General features: G+C 68.8%; 24 protein-coding genes. 18 read left to right on the top strand and 6 right to left on the bottom strand.

Features of this window, described 5'->3' with window-relative positions; genetic code table 11:
- Positions 1 to 49 precede the first annotated feature (49 nt).
- From ACVCMG_RS06160 to folE, 5 genes are all read left to right on the top strand, one after another.
- A complete protein-coding gene (locus ACVCMG_RS06160) occupies positions 50 to 628 on the top strand; it encodes a lipocalin family protein (RefSeq protein WP_447115122.1) in 579 nt (192 codons plus the stop codon).
- Positions 625 to 1386 (top strand): hypothetical protein, encoded by a 762-nt coding sequence (locus ACVCMG_RS06155; RefSeq protein WP_395116860.1) that lies wholly within the window; start codon positions 625 to 627, stop codon positions 1384 to 1386. Before ACVCMG_RS06160 ends, ACVCMG_RS06155 begins: the two co-directional genes overlap by 4 nt.
- A 24-nt stretch (positions 1387 to 1410) precedes the next feature.
- Positions 1411 to 2934, top strand: a complete 1524-nt coding sequence (locus ACVCMG_RS06150) for a cryptochrome/photolyase family protein (RefSeq protein ID WP_447115396.1) — start codon at positions 1411 to 1413, stop codon at positions 2932 to 2934.
- Between the two features lie 49 nt (positions 2935 to 2983).
- Positions 2984 to 4018, top strand: a complete 1035-nt coding sequence (gene hemH / locus ACVCMG_RS06145; protein WP_447115121.1) for a ferrochelatase — start codon at positions 2984 to 2986, stop codon at positions 4016 to 4018.
- A gap of 177 nt (positions 4019 to 4195) precedes the next feature.
- Entirely contained in the window at positions 4196 to 4867 is a 672-nt protein-coding gene (gene folE, locus ACVCMG_RS06140) for a GTP cyclohydrolase I (protein ID WP_447105716.1), read from the top strand.
- 74 nt (positions 4868 to 4941) lie between these two features.
- On the opposite strand, the gene ACVCMG_RS06135 is transcribed toward folE, so the two are convergent.
- Both ACVCMG_RS06135 and ACVCMG_RS06130 read right to left on the bottom strand, forming a co-directional pair.
- Positions 4942 to 5610: an oxidoreductase gene (locus tag ACVCMG_RS06135; RefSeq protein ID WP_447115120.1), complete on the bottom strand. Its 669-nt coding sequence runs from the start codon at positions 5608 to 5610 to the stop codon at positions 4942 to 4944.
- A 163-nt stretch (positions 5611 to 5773) separates the two neighbouring features.
- Complete coding sequence (locus ACVCMG_RS06130; RefSeq protein ID WP_395116868.1) at positions 5774 to 6499, bottom strand: SDR family NAD(P)-dependent oxidoreductase; 726 nt, start codon at positions 6497 to 6499, stop codon at positions 5774 to 5776.
- Positions 6500 to 6733: 234 nt separating this feature from the next.
- On the opposite strand from ACVCMG_RS06130, the gene ACVCMG_RS06125 reads away from it, so the two are divergent.
- Positions 6734 to 7501, top strand: coding sequence for a MipA/OmpV family protein (locus ACVCMG_RS06125; RefSeq protein ID WP_395116870.1), 768 nt, complete (start codon positions 6734 to 6736; stop codon positions 7499 to 7501).
- Between the two features lie 90 nt (positions 7502 to 7591).
- Here ACVCMG_RS06125 and ACVCMG_RS06120 read toward each other — a convergent pair whose 3' ends face one another.
- Positions 7592 to 8488, bottom strand: a complete 897-nt coding sequence (locus tag ACVCMG_RS06120) for a LysR family transcriptional regulator (RefSeq protein WP_447115119.1) — start codon at positions 8486 to 8488, stop codon at positions 7592 to 7594.
- Between the two features lie 104 nt (positions 8489 to 8592).
- On the opposite strand from ACVCMG_RS06120, the gene ACVCMG_RS06115 reads away from it, so the two are divergent.
- From ACVCMG_RS06115 to azu, 7 genes are all read left to right on the top strand, one after another.
- The gene (locus tag ACVCMG_RS06115) at positions 8593 to 10179 is read left to right on the top strand and encodes a proton-conducting transporter transmembrane domain-containing protein (RefSeq protein ID WP_395116874.1); all 1587 of its coding nucleotides are present in this window, start codon (positions 8593 to 8595) and stop codon (positions 10177 to 10179) included.
- A 10-nt stretch (positions 10180 to 10189) separates the two neighbouring features.
- Positions 10190 to 12706 (top strand): YbcC family protein, encoded by a 2517-nt coding sequence (locus ACVCMG_RS06110; protein WP_395116876.1) that lies wholly within the window; start codon positions 10190 to 10192, stop codon positions 12704 to 12706.
- Positions 12703 to 13707, top strand: a complete 1005-nt coding sequence (locus ACVCMG_RS06105; protein ID WP_447115118.1) for an L-threonylcarbamoyladenylate synthase — start codon at positions 12703 to 12705, stop codon at positions 13705 to 13707. Before ACVCMG_RS06110 ends, ACVCMG_RS06105 begins: the two co-directional genes overlap by 4 nt.
- Entirely contained in the window at positions 13652 to 14620 is a 969-nt protein-coding gene (cysD, locus tag ACVCMG_RS06100; protein WP_447115117.1) for a sulfate adenylyltransferase subunit CysD, read from the top strand. Before ACVCMG_RS06105 ends, cysD begins: the two co-directional genes overlap by 56 nt.
- Before the next feature lie 17 nt (positions 14621 to 14637).
- Positions 14638 to 15462, top strand: a complete 825-nt coding sequence (locus ACVCMG_RS06095; RefSeq protein ID WP_447115116.1) for a DUF6671 family protein — start codon at positions 14638 to 14640, stop codon at positions 15460 to 15462.
- 360 nt (positions 15463 to 15822) lie between these two features.
- The gene (locus tag ACVCMG_RS06090; RefSeq protein ID WP_447115115.1) at positions 15823 to 16449 is read left to right on the top strand and encodes an OmpW/AlkL family protein; all 627 of its coding nucleotides are present in this window, start codon (positions 15823 to 15825) and stop codon (positions 16447 to 16449) included.
- 298 nt (positions 16450 to 16747) lie between these two features.
- On the top strand, positions 16748 to 17362 hold the full coding sequence (azu, locus tag ACVCMG_RS06085) for an azurin (RefSeq protein WP_395116886.1): 615 nt from the start codon (positions 16748 to 16750) through the stop codon (positions 17360 to 17362).
- 36 nt (positions 17363 to 17398) lie between these two features.
- On the opposite strand, the gene aroB is transcribed toward azu, so the two are convergent.
- Both aroB and ACVCMG_RS06075 read right to left on the bottom strand, forming a co-directional pair.
- Complete coding sequence (gene aroB, locus ACVCMG_RS06080; protein WP_395116888.1) at positions 17399 to 18517, bottom strand: 3-dehydroquinate synthase; 1119 nt, start codon at positions 18515 to 18517, stop codon at positions 17399 to 17401.
- Complete coding sequence (locus ACVCMG_RS06075) at positions 18514 to 19071, bottom strand: shikimate kinase (RefSeq protein ID WP_447115114.1); 558 nt, start codon at positions 19069 to 19071, stop codon at positions 18514 to 18516. The genes aroB and ACVCMG_RS06075 overlap by 4 nt, the downstream gene beginning before the upstream one ends.
- 35 nt (positions 19072 to 19106) lie before the next feature.
- Between ACVCMG_RS06075 and ACVCMG_RS06070 the strand changes: the two genes are divergently transcribed.
- The 3 genes from ACVCMG_RS06070 (at position 19107) to ACVCMG_RS06060 (ending at position 20627) form a co-directional block, all read left to right on the top strand.
- A complete protein-coding gene (locus tag ACVCMG_RS06070; protein ID WP_447115113.1) occupies positions 19107 to 19940 on the top strand; it encodes an NAD-dependent epimerase/dehydratase family protein in 834 nt (277 codons plus the stop codon).
- 32 nt (positions 19941 to 19972) lie between these two features.
- Positions 19973 to 20314, top strand: a complete 342-nt coding sequence (locus tag ACVCMG_RS06065) for a YbjQ family protein (protein ID WP_395116893.1) — start codon at positions 19973 to 19975, stop codon at positions 20312 to 20314.
- A 109-nt stretch (positions 20315 to 20423) separates the two neighbouring features.
- On the top strand, positions 20424 to 20627 hold the full coding sequence (locus tag ACVCMG_RS06060) for a dodecin family protein (protein ID WP_395116895.1): 204 nt from the start codon (positions 20424 to 20426) through the stop codon (positions 20625 to 20627).
- Between the two features lie 39 nt (positions 20628 to 20666).
- Here ACVCMG_RS06060 and ACVCMG_RS06055 read toward each other — a convergent pair whose 3' ends face one another.
- Positions 20667 to 21497 (bottom strand): kinase, encoded by an 831-nt coding sequence (locus ACVCMG_RS06055; RefSeq protein WP_395116897.1) that lies wholly within the window; start codon positions 21495 to 21497, stop codon positions 20667 to 20669.
- A gap of 212 nt (positions 21498 to 21709) precedes the next feature.
- Here ACVCMG_RS06055 and pdxH point away from each other — a divergent pair, with 212 nt between their 5' ends.
- Together pdxH and ACVCMG_RS06045 are read left to right on the top strand one after the other, a co-directional pair.
- Positions 21710 to 22297, top strand: a complete 588-nt coding sequence (gene pdxH / locus ACVCMG_RS06050; RefSeq protein WP_395116899.1) for a pyridoxamine 5'-phosphate oxidase — start codon at positions 21710 to 21712, stop codon at positions 22295 to 22297.
- Positions 22294 to 22737: a secondary thiamine-phosphate synthase enzyme YjbQ gene (locus tag ACVCMG_RS06045; protein ID WP_447097050.1), complete on the top strand. Its 444-nt coding sequence runs from the start codon at positions 22294 to 22296 to the stop codon at positions 22735 to 22737. Before pdxH ends, ACVCMG_RS06045 begins: the two co-directional genes overlap by 4 nt.
- The last annotated feature ends 2 nt before the right edge of the window (positions 22738 to 22739 follow it).

Below are 22739 nucleotides of genomic sequence, written 5' to 3'. Positions count from 1 at the left end.
TATGAGCTGCATGTAGCGGTCCTGATCGCAGCAGACGAGATTGCCCCGGGTGAAACGCTTGGTCATCCTGACGCTCCTCGCCGTGTGGGTGCTGCCCACGCCGGCAGCGCGTGCGCGCCAGTTCGACCCGATCCGGCCGGTGCACACCGCGGATGTGGGTCGCTACCTGGGGCGCTGGCATGTCCTCGCTGCCATCACGCCCCGTTTCGAGCGCGACAGCTACAACGCGGTGGAAACCTTCCGGCGCAACGACGACGGCTCACTCTGCATCTGGCTGCGCCAGCGCCACGGGGGGTTCGACGCACCGGCAAGGCTGTTCAAGTCGACCGCGAGCGTGGTCGAGGGCAGCGGCCATGGCGAATGGCGCGTACGCTTCTTCGCCTTCCTGAGCGCCCGGTATCTGGTCGGCTGGCTGAAGGCCGACGGCACCCAGGCGATGGTGGTGCGCGATGCGCGCGACTATCTGTGGTTCCTTTCCCGTACGCCCACCGTGTCGGAGGCCGACTACGCCGCCATGCTCGATCGGGCGTCCGCCATGGGGTACGACCCGACCGCGATCCGCCGGGTGCCCCAGCGCTGGCCCGAGCTTGGCGCAGACCGCGATCGCTTTGCTGGAGAATGCCCGTGAAATACCTCGTCGTCTTTCTCGCCTGGGCGATGCCCGTCGTCGCCTGGCTGTCCAACACCGGCGCGTTCGGGCCGACCAACGGCGAGATCTCGGATCGCTATCCCACCTTGATCGTGGCCGCCGGCTACGCGTTCGCCATCTGGGGGCCGATCTTCGTGCTGGACGCGATCTTCGGCACGCGACAGCTGTTCGAGCGGGACGCCACGGCGGCGCTGCGCCGCATCCGGGGGTTGACGGCGGCCGGCTTCGCGCTGACCTCGGCATGGATGATCGTGTTCTCGCAGCAGTGGTTCTGGCTCGCACTGTTCGTCATCTGGGCCAGCCTGGCGTGCCTGCTCGCCGCCGCCTGGCAGGCATCGCACACCGCCGGCCACGCGCGCGGGCCGTGGTGGCAGTGGGTCCCGCTGTCGCTGCACGCCGGCTGGGTGTCGCTGGCGGTGTTCCTCAACCTGGCCCAGGTGATCGTGGCGTTCCGCCTGTTGCCGGTGGCGGACATGCTGGCGTGGACGCTGGTGCTGTTCGCGCTGGCGGCGGCGCTGGTGCTGACCATGATCGTGCGCATGCGCGGCAACCCCTGGTATGCGCTCGCGGCGCTGTGGGGCCTGCTGGGGGTTTGCGTGAAACAGCGCAGCGCCGGCCTGGCCGGCGCGGATGCGGCCGCCAGCGTGGCCCTGCTGCTGGCCGTGGCGGTGCTCCTGGTGTCGCTGGTCTCGACGCTGCGCCAGCGCCGGGCGGCGACTTCGCCCACGGCGCGCTGACCCGGACGGCTGCGCACCGTGACCATGCTGCGCCTGCTGCTGGGAGACCAGCTCGACCCCGGACATTCCTGGTTCGCGGCCAGCGATCCCGACGTGCTCTACGTGCTGATGGAAGTCCGCCAGGAAACGGATTACGTCCTCCACCACGCGCAGAAGATCCTGGCGACCTTCGCCGCCATGCGCGACTTCGCCCGCGGGCTGGAGGCGAACGGCCATCGCGTGCGCTACCTCGCGATCGACGCCGCCGCCAACCGTCAGTCAATCACCGCCAACCTCGACCAGCTGATCCGGGAGTACCGCGTGCGCACGTTCGAGTACCAGGCACCGGACGAGTGGCGCCTGGACCGGCAGCTGGCGGAGTACGCGCAGCAGCTGCGCATTCCCGCCCGGCAGGTGGACAGCGAACACTTCCTGACCCGGCGCGACGAGGTGGCGACGTTCTTTGCCGGCCGGCGGCGCTGGAAGATGGAGCTGTTCTACCGGCACATGCGCGCGAAGCACCAGGTGTTGCTGGACAGGCAAGGGCGGCCGGTGGGCGGTCAATGGAACTTCGATGCCGACAACCGCAAGCGCTGGCCGGGTACGCCGAGCGAACCGGCCGATGCCCGACCGTCGCACGACCACCGCGCGCTGTGGCGACGCATCGTGGCCGCCGGCGTGCAAAGCTTCGGCATGCCCGCGGCCGGGACGTTCCGCTGGCCGCTCAACCGGGACGAGGCGCTGCTCCAGCTCGATGCCTTCCTGCGCCACGGGCTCGCCGGGTTCGGCGACTACCAGGACGCGATGAGCACGCAGGCGACGCGCCTGTTCCATTCGCTGATCTCGTTCGCGCTCAACGTCAAGATGCTTTCGCCACGCGAGGTGATCGAACGCGCCGAAGCGTGCTGGCGCGAGGGTCGCGCGCCGCTGGCGGCGGTCGAGGGTTTCATCCGCCAGATCCTCGGCTGGCGCGAGTACGTGCGCGGCGTGTACTGGGCGCGCATGCCCGCATACGCCGAGGCCAACTTCTTCGGCCACCGGCGCGATCTGCCGGCCTGGTTCTGGACCGGCGAAACCGGCATGAACTGCCTGCACCAGGCCATCACGCAATCGCTGGAGCATGCCTACGCGCACCACATCCAGCGGCTGATGGTTATCGGCAACTTCGCGCTGCTGGCCGGCCTGGACCCCGGACAGGTGCACCGCTGGTATCTCGGCATCTACGTCGATGCCTTCGAGTGGGTGGAGTTGCCCAACACGCTGGGCATGAGCCAGTTCGCCGATGGCGGCCTGCTGGCCACCAAGCCCTACGTTTCGTCGGCGAACTACATCCACAAGATGAGCGATTACTGCGCCGGCTGCCGCTACCGGCACGGTCAGCGCACCGGCGAACGCGCCTGTCCGTTCAACGCGTTGTACTGGGATTTCCTGGCACGCCATCGCCGCGCACTGGCGTCCCATCCGCGCCTCGGCATGGCCCTGCGCCAGCTCGAGCGCATGCCGCCCGCACAACGCGCCGAAGTGCAGCGGCGGGCGGAGGTCGTGCTCGGCGATCTCGACGCCTTGTGACCGGCAACGCACCTCGCACCCGCTTCCTTCCTCCACCGGAAAACCATCGATGCCCGACCAAGCCCTGATCCTGGTGAACCTCGGCTCCACGCCCTCCACCGACGTCGCCGACGTGCGGCGTTATCTCGACCAGTTCCTGATGGATCGCCACGTCATCGACGTGCCGTGGCCGCTGCGCCGGCTGATCGTCTCGCTGGTGTTGCGCACGCGTCCGGCGGCATCGGCCGCGGCCTATCGCTCGATCTGGTGGGACGAAGGCTCGCCGCTGCTGGTGATCGGCCGGCGCCTGCAGGCGCGGGTGGCCGAACGCTGGCACGGCGCGCCGGTGGAACTGGCGATGCGCTACGGCGAACCCTCCATCGAGAAGGTGCTGTGCGACCTCGCCCGCCGCGGCATCCGGCGCGCGACCCTGCTGCCGCTGTATCCGCAGTTTGCCGACAGCACCGTCACCACGGTCCTGGAAGAGGCGCGGCAAACCCTGCAGCGCCATCGCCTGCGGCTGCAGCTGGATCTGGTTGCGCCGTTTCATGACCGGCCGGAGTACCTGTCCGCGCTCGGCGCCAGCATGCGGCCCTATCTGGCGCAGCCGCACGACCATCTGCTGCTGAGCTATCACGGCCTGCCCGAGCGTCACATCCGCAAGGCGGACCCGACCGGCCGGCACTGCCTGTGCGGTCCGTCGTGTTGCCTAGAGCCTCCGGCAAACGTGCTGGAGCGCTGCTATCGCGCCCAATGCGTGCGCACCAGCGAGCGCCTGACCGCCGCACTCGGCATCCCGCATGAGCGCTGGTCGCTGGCGTTCCAGTCGCGGCTGGGCCGCGCGAAGTGGATCGAACCGCATACCGACGTCGTGCTCAAGGAGCTGGCTGCGCAGGGCGTACGCCGGTTGCTCGTGGCCTGCCCGGCCTTCGTGGCCGATTGCATCGAGACCCTGGAGGAGATCGGGATCCGCGGACGCGAAACCTTCCTCGCCGCCGGCGGCGAGGAGCTCACCCTGATCCCGTGCCTCAATGACCAGCCACAGTGGGCCGATGCCGTCGCGGCGCTCTCCCGACAGCCTTCGGGCCAGACCCTGGCTGCCTGAATCCGTCGATGGACGGCAAGCATGCATCCGGATGGCCCGGTGCTGCGTATGAGCTGATGGTGCATGCCGGGCATTCGGGTTCGACAGCGCACGACGCCATCCGCCGCTGCCAAAGGCCTGATCATGCAAACAGCACCCTCCGATGTGGCATCCATTCGCCATGCCGATGCCACCGCCATGTCGGACCGCATCCGCCACCGCCTGCGCGAGGCCGGCGCGCGGTTCCACGCCAACGACAACCTGGCGGATTTCATCCGGCCCGGCGAGCTGGACGAACTGCAACGGGAGGTAGAGGACAAGGCGGACGCCCTGCTGCGCGCCCTGGTGATCGACGTCGAGCACGACCACAACACCCGCGAGACCGCCAGGCGGCTGGCCAAGATGTTCGTGCGCGAGGTGTTTGCGGGCCGCTATCAGGCCGCGCCCGAGGTCACCGAGTTTCCCAACGTGCAGCATCTGAACGAGCTGATGATCGTCGGGCCGATGCGCGTGCGCAGCGCCTGCTCGCACCACCTGTGCCCGATCATGGGGCGCGCGTGGGTGGGCGTGATGCCCCATGCCGCATCCAACCTGATCGGCTTGTCCAAGTACGCGCGACTGATCGACTGGGTGATGAGCCGGCCGCAGATCCAGGAGGAAGCGGTGGTGCAGATCGCCGACCTGCTCGAATCACGCCTGCGGCCCGACGGCCTCGCCGTGGTGCTGGAGGCGGACCACTACTGCATGCACTGGCGCGGCGTGAAGGACGATGGCGCCAGGATGGTGAACAGCGTGATGCGCGGATCCTTCCTCGCGGACACCTCGTTGCGGAAGGAATTCCTGAGCCTGTTGGCCGAGCGCAGGGCTTGAGCCTCGCCGTCGTGCATGGCCGCCCGGCTGCACGAAACTTGCCGGGCACTCCGCGCTAACCACCTCGGGCCCGATCAGGGCGCGGCGAATGTGTTGATCTGCCTGTTCTCGACCACGACCATCCCGGTCCCTGAGGTCTCGGCCCTCGCCATGGCCAGCATGCACCTTCCCACGGCCGCGCTCGTGGTGAAGCTGCCGGGCATCAGGCGCACTGCCACGGACAGCACGGGACCGGCCAGCGCATAGAGCACCCGCCGCGAGCGATGCGGCGATCGCTCGCCCTGCACGGGGCAGATGGCACCGGGCCGCAGTACCGTGGTGGCCAGCGCGAAGCGGCCGGGCACCTGCTCGGCCTCGCCCTTGATCCGCAACGGCATCCAGCGGCTGCGGATGTCGGCGCCGGCGCCGGAGACATAGATCATCCGTCCTCGCGGATTGGCGCGTGCAAAGGCCCGCGACACACACTCGAGGGTGGCCACCGTCGCCTCGCGATAGGCCGCTTCCGAGAGAAGCACGGGCAACGGCCCGGCGCAGTACAGGCAGGCATCGATGCCGCCAAGGTCGAGTCCTTCCAGTGCCTTGTCGCAGAGTTCCGGTACTTGCAGCACGCGCACTCCCTGCGGCACGTCTGGCGACCGGCGGCGGACCAGCAACGTCACCCCGGGCCGCGCGGCGTCCTGCAGCAGCACCTTGAGGACGCCTTGTCCGACCAGTCCGCTCGCTCCGACCAGCAGGATCTTCATGGGTGACCTCCCGGGCAGGCCCGCCATCGACAGCGCCTGGACCAGTATTCCACCCCGGCCGGCCCGCGTGCCCATCTTCCGCACCCGTGGACCCCGCGGCAAGGGTGCACGCCAGGCTTGCCAGGCAACTCGCGATTGCTGCGCATTGCGCTGCCTGCTCCGGTCACTTTCCGGCGATGGCCGCGCGCCCGCCATCCACGCCGATCACCTGCCCGGTCATCCAGCCGGAGCGTGGCCAGAGCAGGTGGGCAGCAAGTTGGGCGATGTCTTCGGGTTCTCCCAGGCGGCCCAGGGGATGGGCTGCGGCGAACGCCTCGCGAAGCTTCGGGTTAGCCACCATGCGTGCGGCCAGCGGCGTCCGGATGAGCGATGGCGCAATCGCGTTGACCCGCACCGCGGGTGCCAGTTCGGCGGCAAGCGACCGGGTCAGACCCTCTACCGCCGCCTTGGCCATGGCGATGGACGCATGCGACGGAAAGCCGCGCGATGCTGCTACGGAGGAAAACAGCACCACGGACGCACCAGTGGTGCTTTTGCGCAGCGACGGCAGGGCCGCCCGGACGGCCAGCGCGGCGCCGATCGCGTTCAGCCGGTAATCGTGGGCCAGGTCAGCTTCGGAGACGCGCGAGATCGGCTTCACCGCGATGTTGCCGACCGCATAGACCAGGCCATCGAGGCTCGCGGGCGCAGCCTCGGTCACCGCGGCAAAGGATGCTTCATCCAGTACGTCGGCCACCGTCCATGTCGCCCCCAGGGATTGCGCCAATGGTCGCAACGTCTCCTCATGGCGCGCCACCAGGTGCAACTGCGATCCCGTATCGGCGAGTAGCCGGGCCAGGCATGCGCCGACGCCGCCGGTGGCGCCGTAGATGAGTATGGATGAGGACATGGCCAGAGCCTGTGGGTGCCTGATTCCAGATACGGAGATCCGGTGCGAATGGATGCAAGGCTTTCGGCAGCGCCGGCGGAGAAGCACAAGGAACGATCAGCGTCGAGGACGTCCTTCATCGCCGGTGAATGCGCATCCGCCGGTGGACGCGCTCCGTATGGATGGATATGCCCTTCTGCGTGGCAACGTCTGCAGGCGAGCGTCGCCTTCCCCATCCGATCGGAGTGCCGACCCATGCTTCCCCCCTTCTTCTGGATCGTTGTTGCCGGGCTTCTCTGCGCGTGCTGCTCGGAGGCCTTCGCCGCCGGGGAGACGGCCTCGCGCCGGCTACAGCGAGGCTGGCAAGCCGGTGCCATCGCGCTGGTCAGCAACGGTGGCTATGCCGGTTCCTCCCGTCGCCAGCTGGTGGTTCCCGCGGCGGCTTACGAAGGCGAGCACGTCTTCCTGCGCGGCCTGCAACTCGGTTGGCATGCCTGGCAACGCGACGACTGGCGGCTGGACCTGGTGGCGCAGGCGCGGCTCGACGGATTCGATGCCGACGACATTCCCCTGGACGGTCTTCGGGACCGGCGCCGGAGCATGGATGTCGGTGCCGTGTTGACCCGCTCCGGCAGGCTGGGAAACCTGCAGCTGACCGTGCTGACCGATGCCTTGTCGCGAAGCCGCGGGCAGGAGCTCGCCCTGCAATACGGCTACCCGCTGCAGTTCGGCAAATGGCGCGTCACGCCCGGCCTGGGCGTGCGCTGGTGGTCGTCCCGGCTCGCCGACTACTACTACGGCATCCGCCCCTCCGAGGCAGCCAACGGCGCACCGGGGCCCTATGCCGTTCCCGGCGTGCTGGTGCCGGAAGCCAGCCTCGGCGCGGTGGCTCCGATGGGTCGCCGCTGGACGTTCTGGAGTGCCCTGAAGTACCAGCGGCTGCCTCGCGCGATCACCGACAGTCCGCTGGTGGAGCGCTCCTCGGCAAGCACCGTGCTGGTGGGTTTCGTCTACGCCTTCTGAGGCCGAACAGATTCCGTTGCCGGCGGATGGCGGCACATGCACGACGGCGTGGCGGTCGATGTCCCTCGGGTCGCTCGGCGCACGCCCGCGCTAATCGGCGAGCTCAAGCGCCGCACGTGGACGGATCAGCTCGCGCAACAGCGGATTGGGAAAACGCCGCTTCATGGTGACCGCGAAAAAGGTTTCGCTGAGCTGCGGCAACTGGTGAACCTCCACCAGGCGGCCGCTGCTCAATTCATCCTTGACCACGATCGGCGGAACCACCGCCAGGCCGATGTCCTCCCGGGCGATCAGTCGCAGCATCGCCATGTCGTCGATCTCCGCGGCCACCCGCACTTTCCAGCCCATGCGTTCGACCAGCGCGTCGAATCCGATGCGCACGCTGCTCTCCATCGTCGGCAGCACGAGGGGTTGCCTGGTCAGCAGGGTCTTCAGCGTGCCGCCCTTGCCGATGCGTTTCGGCGTTCCGATCAGGCTGACGGGTTGTTCGGCAATGGCGTGGGAAACCCAGGGAGTGGCCGCATCGCGGGCGGGCGCGACATTGACCAGCGCCACGTCCAGCCGGTGTGCTTCCAGGCTTTGCAGAAGGAAGGCGGTGGTGCCCGAGCGAACGATGACCTCGACATTCCGGCGTCCCAGCAATGGCCGCAGGAAACCGATCTGGAAATTGCGCGACAGCGTGGCCAATGCCCCGACCCTGAGAATCGCACGCCGGCCGCCGGAGCGCTGCTTGAGCGTGGCGAGCAGGTCGCCACCGGTGGCGAAGATCGATTCCGCGTGGTCGAAGGCGATGCGCCCGGCTTCGGTCAGCACGAGTTGCCGGCCGCTGCGTTCGAACAGGTCCTGCCCCAGTTGAGCCTCGAGCTTCCTGATCTGGATCGACAGCGCCGACTGCGAGACCAGCAGCTTCTCCGCGGCGCGGGTGAGGTTTCCCTCGCGGGCAACCGCCCAGAAGTAGCGCAGGTGGTTGTAGTTCAGTGCGGCCATGCAATCATTCTATTTTGTATATCGACAGGTTTCGTTAAATGAATTTTTTAGAATGATGCGCGAAGCGTAGGCTTGCCGCGGCTCACCTGACCGCGGAGTGATTGATGTTGCCTGCCCTTGCGACGCTGTTTCTGCTTGCCCCCGCCAGCCTGTTGCTGGCGACCCTGTTTCCTTCACGGCCGGGACCTCGTCGGCCGCACGCCATGCTTCTCGCAAGCCGCCTGGCGACGTGGTTTTGCCTGGTACTCGCGGTGCTGGCCTGCCTGCTGACCGCGTGGGAAGGCCCGGCCACCAGCGGGTTGCTGGGAGCCAACGGCATCGGCTTGTCGGTCAGGCTGGATGCCATCAGTTGCACCATGTTCCTGCTGGTCGCCTTCGTCGGCGTCATCGTGGTCCAGTACAGCCGCAACTACATGGACGGTGAGCCGCGCCAAGGCGCCTTCATGGCCGGCCTGTGCCGGACGCTGGCCGCCGTGACGCTGCTGGTCTTCGCGGGCAACCTCGTGCAGCTGGTGGTTGCGTGGGTGGCGATGAGCCTCTCCCTGCACCGCTTGCTGGTGTTCTACCCGGAGCGCCGACCCGCAAGGATCGCCGCCCGCAAGAAGTTCCTCGCCGCTCGCCTCGGTGATGCGTGCATGCTCGGTGCCGCCGCCCTGCTGGTGACCACCTTCGGCACCACCGACCTGGCTACCGTGCTGGCCCGGGCGCAGGCCATCGCCGCCGAGGCCGCGCCGCCCGCACTCTCGCTGGCGGCCTTGCTGCTGGGCGTCGCGGCGCTCATGAAGTCGGCGCAGTTCCCCACCCACGGCTGGCTGCCGGAGGTGATGGACACGCCGACGCCGGTGTCGGCCCTGTTGCATGCGGGCATCATCAATGCGGGCGGATTCCTGCTGATCCGCTTTGCCGACGTGATGGTGCTCTCGATGCCGACGCTGCACGGCGTTGCCATCGTGGGCGGCTTCACGGCCTTGTTCGGCGGCGTGGTGATGCTGACCCAGACCAGCGTGAAAGGATCGCTGGCTTTCTCGACCGTGGCGCAGATGGGTTTCATGACACTGCAATGCGGGCTCGGCGCGTTCGCGATCGCGCTGCTTCACCTGGTTGCCCACTCGCTGTACAAGGCCCACGCCTTCCTCTCGGCCGGGGGCGTGGTGGAAACCGAGACGCTGCCGCGTTTCGCCAGGCCCCGCCTGCGCCCCGTCCTGCTGAGCCTGTTGCTGGCGACTGCGATCTACGTGCTGTTTGCCTGGGTATTCGGAACCTTCGTGCGGGCGGAGCCCGCCGTGCTGACCCTGGGCGCGATCCTGGTGATGGGCGTCAGCATGCTGCTGGCATCGTCACTGCAAGGGGCCACCACTTCCCGCCTGGTTGTGCAGACCCTGCTCGGGGCCGCCGGAACCACGCTGGCCTATTTCATCCTGGAAACCGCCTTCACGCGGCTGACCGCCGGCAGCCTGCCGGCGATTCCCCGGCCAAGCGGCACGGGCCTGCTGATCATGGGACTGGCCATCGCATCGTTCACCGCGGTGACCGTGCTGCAAAGCCTGGTCGTGCTGTGGAACCAGCGGCCGCTCTGGCGGGCGGCACGCGTCCACCTGGCCAACGGCCTCTATGTCAACGCCATCTTCAATCGCCTGGTGGGCGCCTTGCGTCGGGAAGACGCGCGCCATCACGCCCGGACCATCGCCTGAGGAGCCGCCCATGAACGCCATCGCATTGAAGATCAGGGAACAAGCCGATCCCATCCCACCTTCCTCCGACATCGGGGCAGGGCGTGCATGCGAAGCCGCGCAGCGCGCGTGTGGACGCATCGCGCCACTGTGGCCGCTGAAGAACTTCGTGGCCGTCAATCCCTTCCTCGGCATGGCCGACCGCCGCTTCGGCGAGGTCGCGCGCGTCATGGCCGAGGTGGCAGGCGCCCGCATGACCATGCCGCGCGCGTTCTACCGCGATGCCATCGCCCAGGGCCGCATCACCGACCGGGATCTTGGCCAGGCCCTGCTGCGCAAGGGAAGTGCAGCCCCTCGCACCCTCGACGTCGCGGCGCTGCGCCGCCAACTGCAAACCGAGGATGTGGCAACGCATGCGCCGCTGCCGACCGTTGCCGACGTCGCGGGCAAGCTGACCGGGCGAGACTGGGCCAGCTTTGCCTGCGAGCGGATCTCGCTGTGGGCGGCCGGCTACTTCGACGCGGGGCAGGCGCTGTGGCCAGCGTCGACACGGCACCTGGGTCCCTATGCGGCCTGGCGTGAGGAGGCCGCCATCGATCGCACGCCCCAGGTCATGGGGCTTGCCGGATTCCACCGCAGCATCGGCGCGCTTCCCGCCACTGCCGAAGCGATGATCGCCCATGGGGCGGCCCGCCTGAAGATGGACGAAGCGGGCCTTGCCGATTATTTCCACCGGCTGCTGATGAGCGTCGGCGGCTGGGCCGGCTACGCCCGCTACCAGGTCTGGCAAAGCGGCCTGGCGGGGCGCCGCGACGACACCTTGCTCGAACTGCTGGCGATACGGCTGGCTTTCGAGGTGGCGCTGCTGGAAACGTGCCAGCCGGTCGCTGCACTGGCGGCCGGATGGGAGCAGGCCCGCGCCTGTTTCGCTGCATTGGCCCGCGAGAACGAGCCGGCCGCGCCGACGCTGGAAGAAATCCTGCAGGACGCCTACGAAATCGCCTGGCAGCGATCCTTCCTCGCCAAGCTCGCCGCACCGCGGCCATCCGTGATCGCCATGCGCCCGGCGGTGCAGGCCGTGTTCTGCATCGACGTGCGCTCCGAAACCTTCCGGCGTGCGCTGGAGAACGTGGCGCCCGGCGTGGAGACGCTGGGCATGGCCGGATTTTTCGGCATGCCGATGGAGTATGTGCCGCTCGCCCGGGGCCAGGGTGGTCCCCGCTGCCCGGTGCTGCTGGCACCCAGCCTGACGGTGCACGAGACCGCCAAGGGCGCGACGGCGCAGCAGCAGGCCGACATCGCCACGCGGCGGCGGCGCCGGCTTCGCGCCATCGGCCAATGGCGCTGGTTCAAGCTGGCCGCGGTGTCGTCGTTCACCTTCGTCGAAGCGATGGGATGGAAATTCGCCGGCAAGCTCATCGCCGACAGCCTGGGCTTCACCCGGCTCGAATCGCACCCGGCGGAGCGCGGTATCGACGACGCGGCACTCGCGCGCCTGGCGCCGGACATCACGCCCTCGACCGCGAACGACCGCGCCACCGGCATGCCACTGGAAACCAGGATCGCGCTGGCAGAGGGCGCCCTGCGCGCCATGTCGCTGCGGCAGCAGTTCGCGCGCGTGGTCCTGTTCGTCGGGCACGGCGCCAGCTCGGTCAACAACCCGCATGCCAGCGGCCTGGATTGCGGGGCCTGCGGTGGGCACGCGGGCGACGCCAATGCGCGGGTGGCGGCTGCCGTGCTGAACGACCGCCAAGTGCGCCAGGCCCTGGCACGACGCGGCACGGTGATTCCCGACGAGACGCATTTCCTCGGCGCACTGCACGACACCACCACCGACCAGGTGACGATCTTCGACACCGACGGCTTGCCGGCGACGCATGCCGACGACCTGGCCCGACTGCAGGCAGCGCTGGCCGAGGCTGGCCGGCTGACCCGGCAGGAACGCGCCGCCATCCTGACCCTGCACGACCGGCGCCCGGTCGAGCGCCAGCTCCTGGCGCGCAGCAGGGACTGGAGCGAGGTGCGGCCGGAGTGGGGCCTGGCCGGCTGCGCGGCCTACATCATCGCCCCGCGCAGCCGCACCGCGGGCATCGACCTGGCGGGGCGTGCCTTCCTCAATTCCTACGACTGGCAGCGCGATGACGGCTTCAAGACCTTGGAATCCATCATGACCGCGCCGATGATCGTGGGCGCGTGGATCAGCCTGCAGTATTACGGCTCGACGGTGGACAACCGGGTCTTCGGAAGCGGCAACAAGGTGCTCCACAACGTGGTCGGCAAGCTGGGCGTGCTGGAGGGCAATGGCGGCGACCTGCGCACCGGCTTGCCATGGCAGTCGCTGCATGACGGCGAGCGCTACGTCCATGAGCCGCTGCGGCTGTCCGTCGTCATCGCCGCTCCGCTGGACGCCATCAACGCCATCGTCGCCAGGCATGAAGCCGTGCGGCATCTGTTCGACCACGGCTGGGCCCACCTGTTCGCCTTCGGCGACAAGCCGGGCTCCATGCATCGCTACACCGGCCATCTGACCTGGGAGGACGCGGCATGAACATCAAGGATCGGGAAGACATCGGGCTCTCCGGGAGTGCTGGCGTGCGCGACGCGGTGGATGCGCTGCGCCGCGGCGCCCTGATCGCCCTACCGACCGAGACGGTCTACGGACTGGGCGCGGACGCCGGCAACCCCGCCGCGGTCGCGAAGATCTTCGCGGCCAAGCAGCGCCCGGCCGACCATCCGCTCATCGTGCACCTGCATCAGGCCGCCCAGTTGGCGCGATGGGCACGGGACATTCCCGCGCTCGCCTGGAAGCTTGCCGAAGCCTTCTGGCCCGGGCCGCTCACGCTGGTGTTGCCCCGCGCCGCCACGGTGAGCGACGCCGTGACGGGTGGCCTGGATACGGTGGCGCTGCGCGTACCCGCGCACCCCCTGGCTCTGGACGTACTGGAAGCCTTCGGCGGGGGGATCGCCGCGCCCTCCGCCAACCGGCACAAGAAGATCAGTCCGACCACCGCCCGGCACGTCCGGGAAGAGCTTGGCGACGCGGTCGAGGTGCTGCTGGATGGCGGCCCTTGCCGTGTGGGCATCGAATCGACCATCGTCGATCTTTCCACCGGTCTGCCGCGGCTGCTCCGACCCGGTGCGATCACCGCGCAGGACCTGGAACGGGTGACCGGCAAACCGGTCGAGTCGCCCATCGACACGTCGATACGCAGCCCCGGCCGCATGAAGCTTCACTACGCCCCCAACGCCCGCGTGGTGCTGGCATCGATGGAACAGGTGCCCGAGCGCATCGCCGAATACGCCGCGCTCAGCGCTCGCGTGGGCGTGCTCTCCGCGCGGCGCGCCGAGAGCTGGCCGGCACAGGTGCCCTGGTTGTCCATGGGTCATTCTCCGGACCAGCAGGCGCAGCAGCTGTACCGGCGGCTGCGCGAAGCAGACGACATGGATCTCGCCGTGCTGATCGTGGTGCCGCCGGATGGCCGCGGACTGAACCATGCCCTGCGCGACCGGCTGTGGCGGGCGGCGGGACTCGGCCATGCACTCGCGTGACGAGGATGCCTTCCCGGACACCAGCCATCTCGCGCACCTGGAGAACGAGGCCGTTTTCATCCTGCGCGAGGCCGTGGCGCAGGCACGCAAGCCGGTGCTCCTGTTTTCCGGAGGCAAGGACTCCACCGTGCTCGCCCATCTCGCGCTGCGCGCCTTCCACCCCGCGCCGCCACCCCTGCCGCTGCTCCACGTCGACTCCACCTGGGAGTTTCGCGATGTGCTCGCATTCCGCGACAGCTTCGCGCGCAAGCATGGGTTCCAACTGCACGTACACGCCAATGAACAGGGCCGCGCCGCCGGCGTGAATCCCTTCGACCATGGCGATGCCTACACCACGGCCATGCGCACGGATGCGCTGAAGCAGGCGCTGGACGACGGCGGGTACGACGTGGTCTTCGGCGGGGCGCGCCGCGACGAGGAAAAATCCCGGGCAAAGGAACGCGTGTTCTCGCTGCGCGAGCGTGGGCACACGTGGAACCCTCGCCGGCAGCGGCCGGAGTTGTGGAACCTCTACAACACCCGGTTGGCCGAGGGGCAGTCGTTGCGCGTCTATCCGTTGTCCAACTGGACGGAAGCGGACGTCTGGCATTACGCCATGCTGAGGAAGGTCGAGCTGGTGCCTCTGTATTTCGCGGCCTGGCGACCGGTGGTTCAACGCGATGGCGTGCTCATCGTGGTGGACGAACCCGAGCGCATGCGCTTCCTGGCCGGCGAGACGACGAGTCGCCGCCGCGTGCGTTTCCGTACCCTGGGTTGCTGGCCGGTGACCGGCGCCATCGAATCGACTGCGGCGGATCGTGGGGCGGTGTTGGCCGAGACCCTTGCTTCATCTGCATCCGAACGCCAGGGTCGGCTGGCTGGCCAGGATCCGGGCGCAAGCCTGGAAAGGCAGAAGCGCGAGGGTTACTTCTGATGCCGCCGGATCGCGTCGTGATCGCCACCATGCACGGCAAGGAGGCGGTGATTGCCCCTCTGTTGCAGCGGGCCCTGGGTCTGCAGCCACTCTTGCCGGCCGGATTCGATACGGACCGGTTCGGCACCTTCAGCCGAGACATTCCCCGCCTCGATTCCCCGCATGCAACGGCAAGGGCCAAGATCGCGGCGGCCCTGGAGTGCGTGCCCGAGGCGCATGCCGGTGTTGCCAGCGAGGGCAGCTTCGGCCCCCATCCACAAATCCCGTTCGTGCCGATCGACAGCGAGCTGGTGATGCTTGTGGATCGTCGCGATGGCGTCGAAATCGTCGGAACGCATGTCACGCCGCGCACCAATTACGCCCAGCGCGTGGTGGCGGATGCGCGCCTGGCCGTCGCCTTCGCCGAAGGCATCGGCTTTCCCCGGCATGGGGTGATCGTGACGGCTGCGGTTGACGGCAAGTCCCACCCGTCGCTCTTGCTGCGCAAGGACAACCTGAGCCGGGCGCAATTGCTGGCCAATGTCGCCGATGCGATTGCCATCAGCGGCGCGGCCTGCGTGGAAACGGACATGCGCGCATGCCGCAACCCGACGCGGATGCGTGCGATCAAACGCGCGACCATCGATCTCGTGCGGCGCTACCGATCCTGTTGCCCGCAATGCGGACGACGCGGATTCGTGCCCACCGAACGCATCGCCGGCCTGCCGTGCGGGGCCTGTCACGCACCCACCGACATGATCCGTGGCGTGGTCGCGATCTGCGCGGGCTGTGGTCATCGCCGCGAGCAATCGTTCGAGGCGGCGTGGGCCGATCCCGGGCGCTGCGATTTCTGCAATCCGTGACCCGCCACCCGGAGGTCGATGATCCGGAACGTGGCCTCTGGTGATGGTTTCTCCCGCATCCGGCCTGCTCGTGCCGTGGCGGGGATCAGCGCAATTCCTTCCTGCATCGCCTCAGGCATCCCTGAGGACTGGCGTGAGTTCAGCCCCCTCACGACCACGCCGGCATGCCCACGCCCGGAGCGATCCGCTTTTCACGAGCATGTCGCGCGATCCACAGCGTGCACATCGGTTCCGCACAAATTCAATCCAAAACTCGCGGCCAACCGTATAGACACTCGCGTCGGGGCATTTCCCAGCGCGAAGCAGGACTCTCTGCCCGAGGGTCCCGAACCGGTTTGTCCCCCTATTGGAGATGCCAACATGAAAGTTTTCCCCCTGATCGTCGCCGCTTGCGCCTTGGCTGTTGCCGGTGCCGGCAGTGCCCGGGCCCAGGATTACAGCGCGCCAGGCTTCTACGGCGCGGTGGGCTACAGCGGTGTCGCACCCAGGAGCAACAACGGCGTGCTGGCGGGCGCCTTCCAGTCCAGCATCGGCGATGACTGGGAGCCGACCCTCACGCTGGGCTATCGCTTCGCGCCGAACTGGGGTGCCGAGCTGTGGCTGCCGCTCGTGAAGTTCGAGCACGACGTGAAGCTCGATGGCGCGAAGTCGGCCACCATCAAGCACATGCCGCTGCTGCTCACCGCCCAGTACCACTTCCTCGCCGACCAGGCGTGGCAGCCCTTCGTCGGCCTGGGCTATGGCTGGGTGAACGTGAGCGACGAGCGCACCACGGGCCCCATCGCGGGCACGAACCTGGACGTGAAGGACGGCAGCGGTGTCGTCGGGCAGCTGGGCCTGGATTTCCACGCCACGTCGAACGTGTTCGTGCGTGCCGATGCGAAGTACTTCAACTGGAGCAGCGACGTGAGGCTCAACGGGGCGGGCATCGGCAAGGCGAAGGTCGATCCCTGGATCTACGGCATAAGCGTCGGCTACAGCTTCTGACGGTTCCGCTGCACGAAACCGCTCGACCCTGCACGCGCGGTGCACGCGAACGCACGTGGGGCATGGCCCGCACGCCGACCATTTCGCCGGCCGACTCCGACGCGCTGGTCGCCCGCGTCGTGCCGGCGGGCCGTTCCGGCGCGTAAATCCGCAAGCTGCCGCCGTCGCGGCCCGACAGCGCACCCGCAACACCAGGTCGTCGTCGGCGAATCGACGCCGACCTGGTGCGGGCCCGTCTTCACGGGATGCAGAGCCTCGCCGGCCGATGATGCAATTTTGCAACGGAGGAGAACTGTCGATGAACGTGAAATTGAGTCTGCTTGCGGCTGCCTGTGCGCTGGCGCTGGCCGCCTGCAGCGACAACTCGTCCTCGCCGAAGGCACCCGAATCGGCTCCGACGCCGTCCGCCACCACGGCCCCGGGCGAGGCACCGGTGACGATGGCGCCCGCGCCGGCGGCGACCGCCGGCATGGCCGCAGCGCCCGCCGTGTCCGCGATGGACACCAGCAAGGGTGCTGCGGTGGTCACCGATTGCGCCACCGAGATCGAGGGTTCGGATGCGATGCAGTACAACGTGTCGTCCATCGTGGTGCCGTCGTCGTGCAAGGACTTCAAGATCACCCTCAAGCACACCGGCACCATGCCGGTCACTGCGATGGGCCATGACGTGGTGATCGCCAGGCAGTCGGACCTGCAGGCCGTGGATGCCGACGGCGTGGCCGCGGGCGCAGCCGCCGGTTACGTCAAGGAAGGCGACTCGCGCGTGATCGCGCACACCAAGCTGATCGGCGGTGGCGAAACCACCTCGGTGAGTTTCCCGGTCAGCAAGATCCAGAGTGGCGGCCCGTACGCGTTCTTCTGCAGTTTCCCGGGTCACTCGGCGCTGATGAAGGGCACGATCAGCGTGCAGTGACGTGTCTGCGCCGGGTTCCGTGCGAACCCGGCGCGGTCAGCTCGCAGGGACTTGCCGCCCGTTCGCCATGGCGGCGTCCAGCGTCAGCGCGACCTCGCGTTCCGGCACCGCGCCGACGATCTCCGCGCGGCCGATGCCGCGCCACAGGATCAGGCGCAACCGGCCGGCGGTGTTCTTCTTGTCCAGCCGCATCCACTGCAGCAACTGCTCCGTATCCATGTCCGGCGGGATCGCCAGCGGCAGGCCGAGTGCGTGCAGCAGGCGTTGCAGTCGCGCGGTGTCGCGCGGCTCGCTCATGCCGGAACGTTCGGACAATTGCGCGGCCAGCAGCATGCCGATCGCCACCGCCTCGCCGTGCAGCAGGCTGGCGTAGTGGCCCGCGGTTTCCAGCGCGTGGCCGAAGGTGTGGCCGAAATTGAGCAGTGCGCGTTCGCCTTGTTCGGTCTCGTCGCGGGCCACCACGCCGGCCTTGTATTGCACCTTGCGCGCGATGGCCTCCAGCACGGTGTCGACGTCGCGTGCGGCCAGCGCGTCGGCGTGCTGTTCCAGCCACGCGAAGAACGCCTCGTCGCCGATCGCCGCGCCCTTGACCACCTCCGCGAGGCCGGCGCGGTACTCGCGCGCGGGCAGGGTGGCGAGCGTGTCGATGTCGGCGATCACCGCGCGCGGCTGGTGGAAGGCGCCGGCCAGGTTCTTGCCCACCGGCAGGTTCACCCCGGTCTTGCCGCCGACCGAGGAGTCGACCATCGCCAGCAAGGTGGTCGGCATCTGGATGAAGTCGATGCCGCGCATCCAGCAGGCGGCACTGAAGCCGGCGAGGTCGCCGACCACGCCGCCGCCCAGTGCGATCACGCAGGCGTCGCGGGTGGCGCCGAGCTGGCCCAGCGCGTCCAGCACGCGGCCGACGTTGGCGAAGCTCTTGTGCACCTCGCCGTCGTCCAGCAGGAACGACGACCAGTGCAAACCCTCCAGCCCCGCCTCGACCCGCGGCAGGTACAGCGGCGCCACCGTGGTATTGCTGACCACCAGCGCATGGCGCCCGCGCAGCAACGGGCGCCAGCGCGCGGGATCGTCGAGCAGCCCGCTGCCGATCCATACCGGGTAGCTGCGCAGGCCGAGCGAGACGTTGATGCTGTGCAGGGGCGGCTTGTTCATGCGTGGTGCGGGGGACAGGAAAGAGGGGCGCGTTGCCAGTGCGCATCGATCAGGGCAATGCAGCGCTCGCTGGCGGCGCCGACACTGCCATGGTGGCCGGGCACGGCGAGGTCGGCAAGTTCGCGGTAGATCGGCTCGCGCACGCTGGCCATCGCCTGCAGGCGCGCGAGGCGGTCGGGCACGGCCAGCAGCGGGCGACGATGGTCGCGTTCGAGGCGTTCGAGTTGCTGCTCCACGCTGGCCTGCAGCCACACCACGAAACCGCGCTGGCTCAGCCAGCGGCGGTTGTCGCTCGCCAGCACGGCACCCGCGCCGGTCGCCAGCAGCATGCCGCAGCGCTGGCTCAGCGCGTCGAGCTGCGCGCTCTCGCGCTGGCGGAAGCCGGCTTCGCCCTCGACCTCGAACACGGTGCTCACGTCCACGCCGCAATGCTGCTCGACCTCCTGGTCGAGATCGATGAACGAGAGCCCATAATGCACGGCGAGCCGCCTGCCGACCGAGGTCTTGCCGGCACCGGTCGGACCGACGATGAACAGGTTGCACGACGGATTCATGGCTTGATGCTAACAGGCGCCGGAGGAGGGCTGCGGTGAGCGAAAGGGTACTGCTGGCCGGTTGTGGCGATCTCGGTCTGCGCGTGGCGCAGCGGCTGCGCGGGCGCGGTGACGAGGTATGGGCATTGCGCCGGCACCCGCCTGTGGCAGGAAGCCCGGACATCCGCTGGCTGCAGGCGGACCTCACCCGGCCGGACAGCCTCGCCGCCTTGCCGCGCGCATTCACGCAGCTGGTTTACCTGCCCACGCCGGACCACCGCGACGCGGCAGCCTATCGCGCGACTTTCGTCGACGGGCTGCGCCATCTGCTGGCCGCGCTCGACGATGGCAGGTTGCAGCGTGTGCTGCTGGTTTCCTCCAGCGCGGTGTACGGCGCGCACGACGGCGACTGGGTGGACGAGGACACGCCGCCCGCCCCACCCGGTTTCAACGGCGCCACCTTGCTCGAGGCGGAGCACTGGCTGGCCGCGCAACCGGTGTGCTCGGTGGTGCTGCGCCTGGCCGGGCTGTACGGGCCGGGGCGAACCCAGCTGTTCGAGCGCCTGCGCGCCGGCACGGTGCAGGTGCCGCGGGCCGCGCCGCACTGGGCCAATCGCATCCATGTGGACGATGCGGCCGCGGCGATCGCGCACCTGCTGGCGCTGCCCGATCCGCAGGCGTGCTATCTCGGCGTGGACGACACCCCGCTGCCGCTCGACGTGCTGCACGATCATCTGGCGCGACTGCTCGGCGTACCCCCGCCGGCCGCCGGCGCGCCGCCGCCGGGCATCGGCAGCAAGCGGCTGAGCAATGCGCGGCTGCGCGCCAGCGGCTTCGTGCCGCGCTGGCCGGATGCGCGCCTCGGCTACGCCGCGCTGCTCGACAGCTGATCTTCGTTCCACCCGCCATCCAGGAGAGCGCCATGACTGCATCCATCCCGCATCACCAGGTCAGCACCGGCAACGACATCCCCGGTTGCCGCATCGTGCGCTCGTTCGGCATCGTGCGCGGCATTACCGTGCGTTCGCGCAGCGTGGTCGGCAACCTCGGCGCCGCGTTGCAGACCATCGTCGGCGGCAATATCTCCATCTACACGGAACTGTGCGAGAAGGCGCGTGAGGAAGCCTTCGAACTGATGCTGCAGCATGCCGCCGCGATGGGCGCCAACGCCGTGGTGGCGATGCGCTACGACGCCAACGACGTGGCCCAGGGCGTCACCGAAGTGCTGGCCTATGGCACCGCCGTGCAGGTGCAGCCCGCCTGAGCGCATGACGCGGTGCGGCTTGTGCCGCGTCGTGCGTGCGGGCCAGACTCGGGCTTCGGGACAGGGAGCGCCGCGTGCCGCTTGCACGCCCGGACGGGAGGTTCACGCCATGTCAGTAGCCAAGGTCATCGAGATCAACGCGTCGTCGAAGCAGGGCATCGAGGATGCCGTGCAGCACGGGTTGCGCAAGGCCGGGGAGTCGGTGAAGAAGATCAAGGGAGCCTGGATCAACGAGATCAAGGTGGTCACCGCCGACGACGGCAGCGTCACCGAGTGGCGCGTCAACATGAAGGTCAACTTCGTCGTCGACTGAGGGCGCGCGGCGTCAGGGCGGCGCCTCGACGCTGCCCTGTCAGCCGTGCGTGAGTCCGGTCACGTGGCGGTCGTCGTCGTACTCCACCACCGTGTCGGCCAGCGCCGGCAGCGTCGCCAATGCGTGGCGGCTGAGGCGTTCGAAGTGCATCAGGAAGCGGCCCATGCTGGCCGCGTCCATCGCCAGCGGGGCGTGGCGTGCGACCAGTTCCTCCTCCTGCTCGCCGCGCCAGCGGCGCACGATGTCCCAGTTCGGTGCCTGCAGCACGATCAGCGCGTCGAACTTGCGCCATAGCGGCTGGTATCCGCGCAACTGCTTGTTGACCCAGCGCCGCCAGGCGCCGTCCGGGTCCTCGTCGCGTTCCAGTGCATTGATCGGCCGGGCCAGCGCCGTCAGCGGCTGCGGCCGGATGCCCAGCGCCCAACCTTCCACGATCACCAGCGCGGGTCGCTTGGTGATCCGCGGCCAGCGCGAGGGCGGCAGGCGCGTGTCGCGGCCCTTGTCGAAGCGCGGATGGGTCACCGCCAGCCGCGCGGAGGCGTGCGGCACCGCCGCCAGCACCGACAGCAGCAGCTCGATCTCGTGGGTGCCCGGCACGCCGCGCGAACGCAGCAGCGGGTGCACGTCGCGCGCCAGCGCCTCGCGCTCGCTGCGGGCGTAGTAGAAATCGTCCAGCGAGAGCACCTCGGTGTCCCAGCCGCGCGCCTTGGCCTGCGCCTTCATGACTCGCGCCAGGGTGCTCTTGCCGCTGCCCTGCAGGCCCGACAGGCCCAGGATGTAGGGCCTGCGCGAGCGCGCAATGCGCCCGGCGTACTGGTCCAGAAGATGTCCGGCCAGCGCCTCGTTCTGCTGCTGCGCCAGCGACATCATCGGCGGCGACTCCCGGCCTGGCCCGGGCCGGCACGCCGGCAGGCCGGCGCATGGCCATTGCCGCCATTTTCACCTTGCGTGGAGAAGCATCGCGCCGTTGCCGCCGGGGGCGGGATGCGGGGTGCGGGGATCATTGCACTATCATCGGACAGTTTCATTCGCTCCATGATGGCGCGCTTTGGCCACGACGCAAAAGGGAAGTTTCACACATCATGCTCAAACCTGAAATCCTGGACACTTTCATCCGGCTGCTGGACGAGGCCAAGGCCAGCGGCGACCCCGAACCCACGGCGATGAACCTGGCCACCGCGGAAAGCGCCGGCCGGGTTGCCTCGCGCATCGTGCTCCTGAAGGGCGTCGACGAGCGCGGCTTTCGCTTTTTCAGCAACTACCAGAGCGACAAGGGCGGCCAATTGGAGGCGCACGCGCAGGTCGCGCTGTGCTTCCACTGGAAACACGTGCGCCAGGGCGTGCAGGTGCGCGTCGAGGGAGTCGCGCGGAAACTGCAGGAGGAGGAGTCCGACGCCTACTTCGCCAGCCGCCCGCGCGGCAGCCAGATCGGCGCCTGGGCCTCGCTGCAGTCGCAGACCCTGCCCGACCGCGAGACCTTCGAGCGGCGCGTGCAGCACTACGAGGAGGAGTTCGCCGGGCGCAACGTCAGCCGGCCGCCGCACTGGGGCGGTTACCTGGTGGAGCCGGACATGATCGAGTTCTGGTATGGCGCCGAGTTCCGCCTGCACGAGCGCGTGCGCTGGAGCCGCCACGGGCAGACCTGGACGTCCCGGATGCTGTACCCGTGAGCGCGTCGGCGGTGGTGGTGGCGCAGCGCGAGTTCGTGGTCGACACCCGCGGCCGCGGCTTCCACGACATCACCGCCGAAGTCGCCGATGCGGTCGCGGCCAGCGCGGTGCGCATCGGCACCGCGCTGGTGTTCACGCCGCACACCAGTTGCTCGCTGCTGCTCGGCGAGAATGCCGACCCCGCCGTGCGCGCCGACCTCGAGCGCTGGTTCGCCCGCGCGGTGCCGGACGGCGATCCGCTCTTCCGGCATGACGCCGAAGGCCCCGACGACATGCCCGCGCACGTGCGCTCGATCCTCACCGGGGTCAGCCTCGGCGTGCCGGTGCGCAACGCCGCGCCGACGCTCGGCACCTGGCAGGGCATCTACCTGTGGGAACACCGCCACGCCGCGCACCGGCGCCGGGTGGTGGTGACCGTGACGGGCATGCCGACGGACTGATC

This window comes from Rhodanobacter sp. UC4451_H18 (assembly GCF_052978225.1).
The sequence above is the reverse complement of the archived record's forward strand: the minus strand, read 5'-3'. Positions and strand labels throughout refer to the sequence as shown.

Excerpts from the sequence above, each read along its gene's own strand:
- ACVCMG_RS06150 (WP_447115396.1), top strand. The coding sequence starts at position 1,411 with ATGCTGCGCCTGCTGCTGGGAGACCAGCTCGACCCCGGACATTCCTGG.
- hemH (WP_447115121.1), top strand. The coding sequence starts at position 2,984 with ATGCCCGACCAAGCCCTGATCCTGGTGAACCTCGGCTCCACGCCCTCC.
- folE (WP_447105716.1), top strand. The coding sequence starts at position 4,196 with ATGTCGGACCGCATCCGCCACCGCCTGCGCGAGGCCGGCGCGCGGTTC.
- ACVCMG_RS06135 (WP_447115120.1), bottom strand. The coding sequence starts at position 5,610 with ATGAAGATCCTGCTGGTCGGAGCGAGCGGACTGGTCGGACAAGGCGTC.
- ACVCMG_RS06130 (WP_395116868.1), bottom strand. The coding sequence starts at position 6,499 with ATGTCCTCATCCATACTCATCTACGGCGCCACCGGCGGCGTCGGCGCA.
- ACVCMG_RS06125 (WP_395116870.1), top strand. The coding sequence starts at position 6,734 with ATGCTTCCCCCCTTCTTCTGGATCGTTGTTGCCGGGCTTCTCTGCGCG.
- ACVCMG_RS06120 (WP_447115119.1), bottom strand. The coding sequence starts at position 8,488 with ATGGCCGCACTGAACTACAACCACCTGCGCTACTTCTGGGCGGTTGCC.
- ACVCMG_RS06115 (WP_395116874.1), top strand. The coding sequence starts at position 8,593 with ATGTTGCCTGCCCTTGCGACGCTGTTTCTGCTTGCCCCCGCCAGCCTG.
- ACVCMG_RS06110 (WP_395116876.1), top strand. The coding sequence starts at position 10,190 with ATGAACGCCATCGCATTGAAGATCAGGGAACAAGCCGATCCCATCCCA.
- ACVCMG_RS06105 (WP_447115118.1), top strand. The coding sequence starts at position 12,703 with ATGAACATCAAGGATCGGGAAGACATCGGGCTCTCCGGGAGTGCTGGC.
- cysD (WP_447115117.1), top strand. The coding sequence starts at position 13,652 with ATGCCCTGCGCGACCGGCTGTGGCGGGCGGCGGGACTCGGCCATGCAC.
- ACVCMG_RS06090 (WP_447115115.1), top strand. The coding sequence starts at position 15,823 with ATGAAAGTTTTCCCCCTGATCGTCGCCGCTTGCGCCTTGGCTGTTGCC.
- azu (WP_395116886.1), top strand. The coding sequence starts at position 16,748 with ATGAACGTGAAATTGAGTCTGCTTGCGGCTGCCTGTGCGCTGGCGCTG.
- aroB (WP_395116888.1), bottom strand. The coding sequence starts at position 18,517 with ATGAACAAGCCGCCCCTGCACAGCATCAACGTCTCGCTCGGCCTGCGC.
- ACVCMG_RS06075 (WP_447115114.1), bottom strand. The coding sequence starts at position 19,071 with ATGAATCCGTCGTGCAACCTGTTCATCGTCGGTCCGACCGGTGCCGGC.
- ACVCMG_RS06065 (WP_395116893.1), top strand. The coding sequence starts at position 19,973 with ATGACTGCATCCATCCCGCATCACCAGGTCAGCACCGGCAACGACATC.
- ACVCMG_RS06060 (WP_395116895.1), top strand. The coding sequence starts at position 20,424 with ATGTCAGTAGCCAAGGTCATCGAGATCAACGCGTCGTCGAAGCAGGGC.
- ACVCMG_RS06055 (WP_395116897.1), bottom strand. The coding sequence starts at position 21,497 with ATGATGTCGCTGGCGCAGCAGCAGAACGAGGCGCTGGCCGGACATCTT.
- pdxH (WP_395116899.1), top strand. The coding sequence starts at position 21,710 with ATGCTCAAACCTGAAATCCTGGACACTTTCATCCGGCTGCTGGACGAG.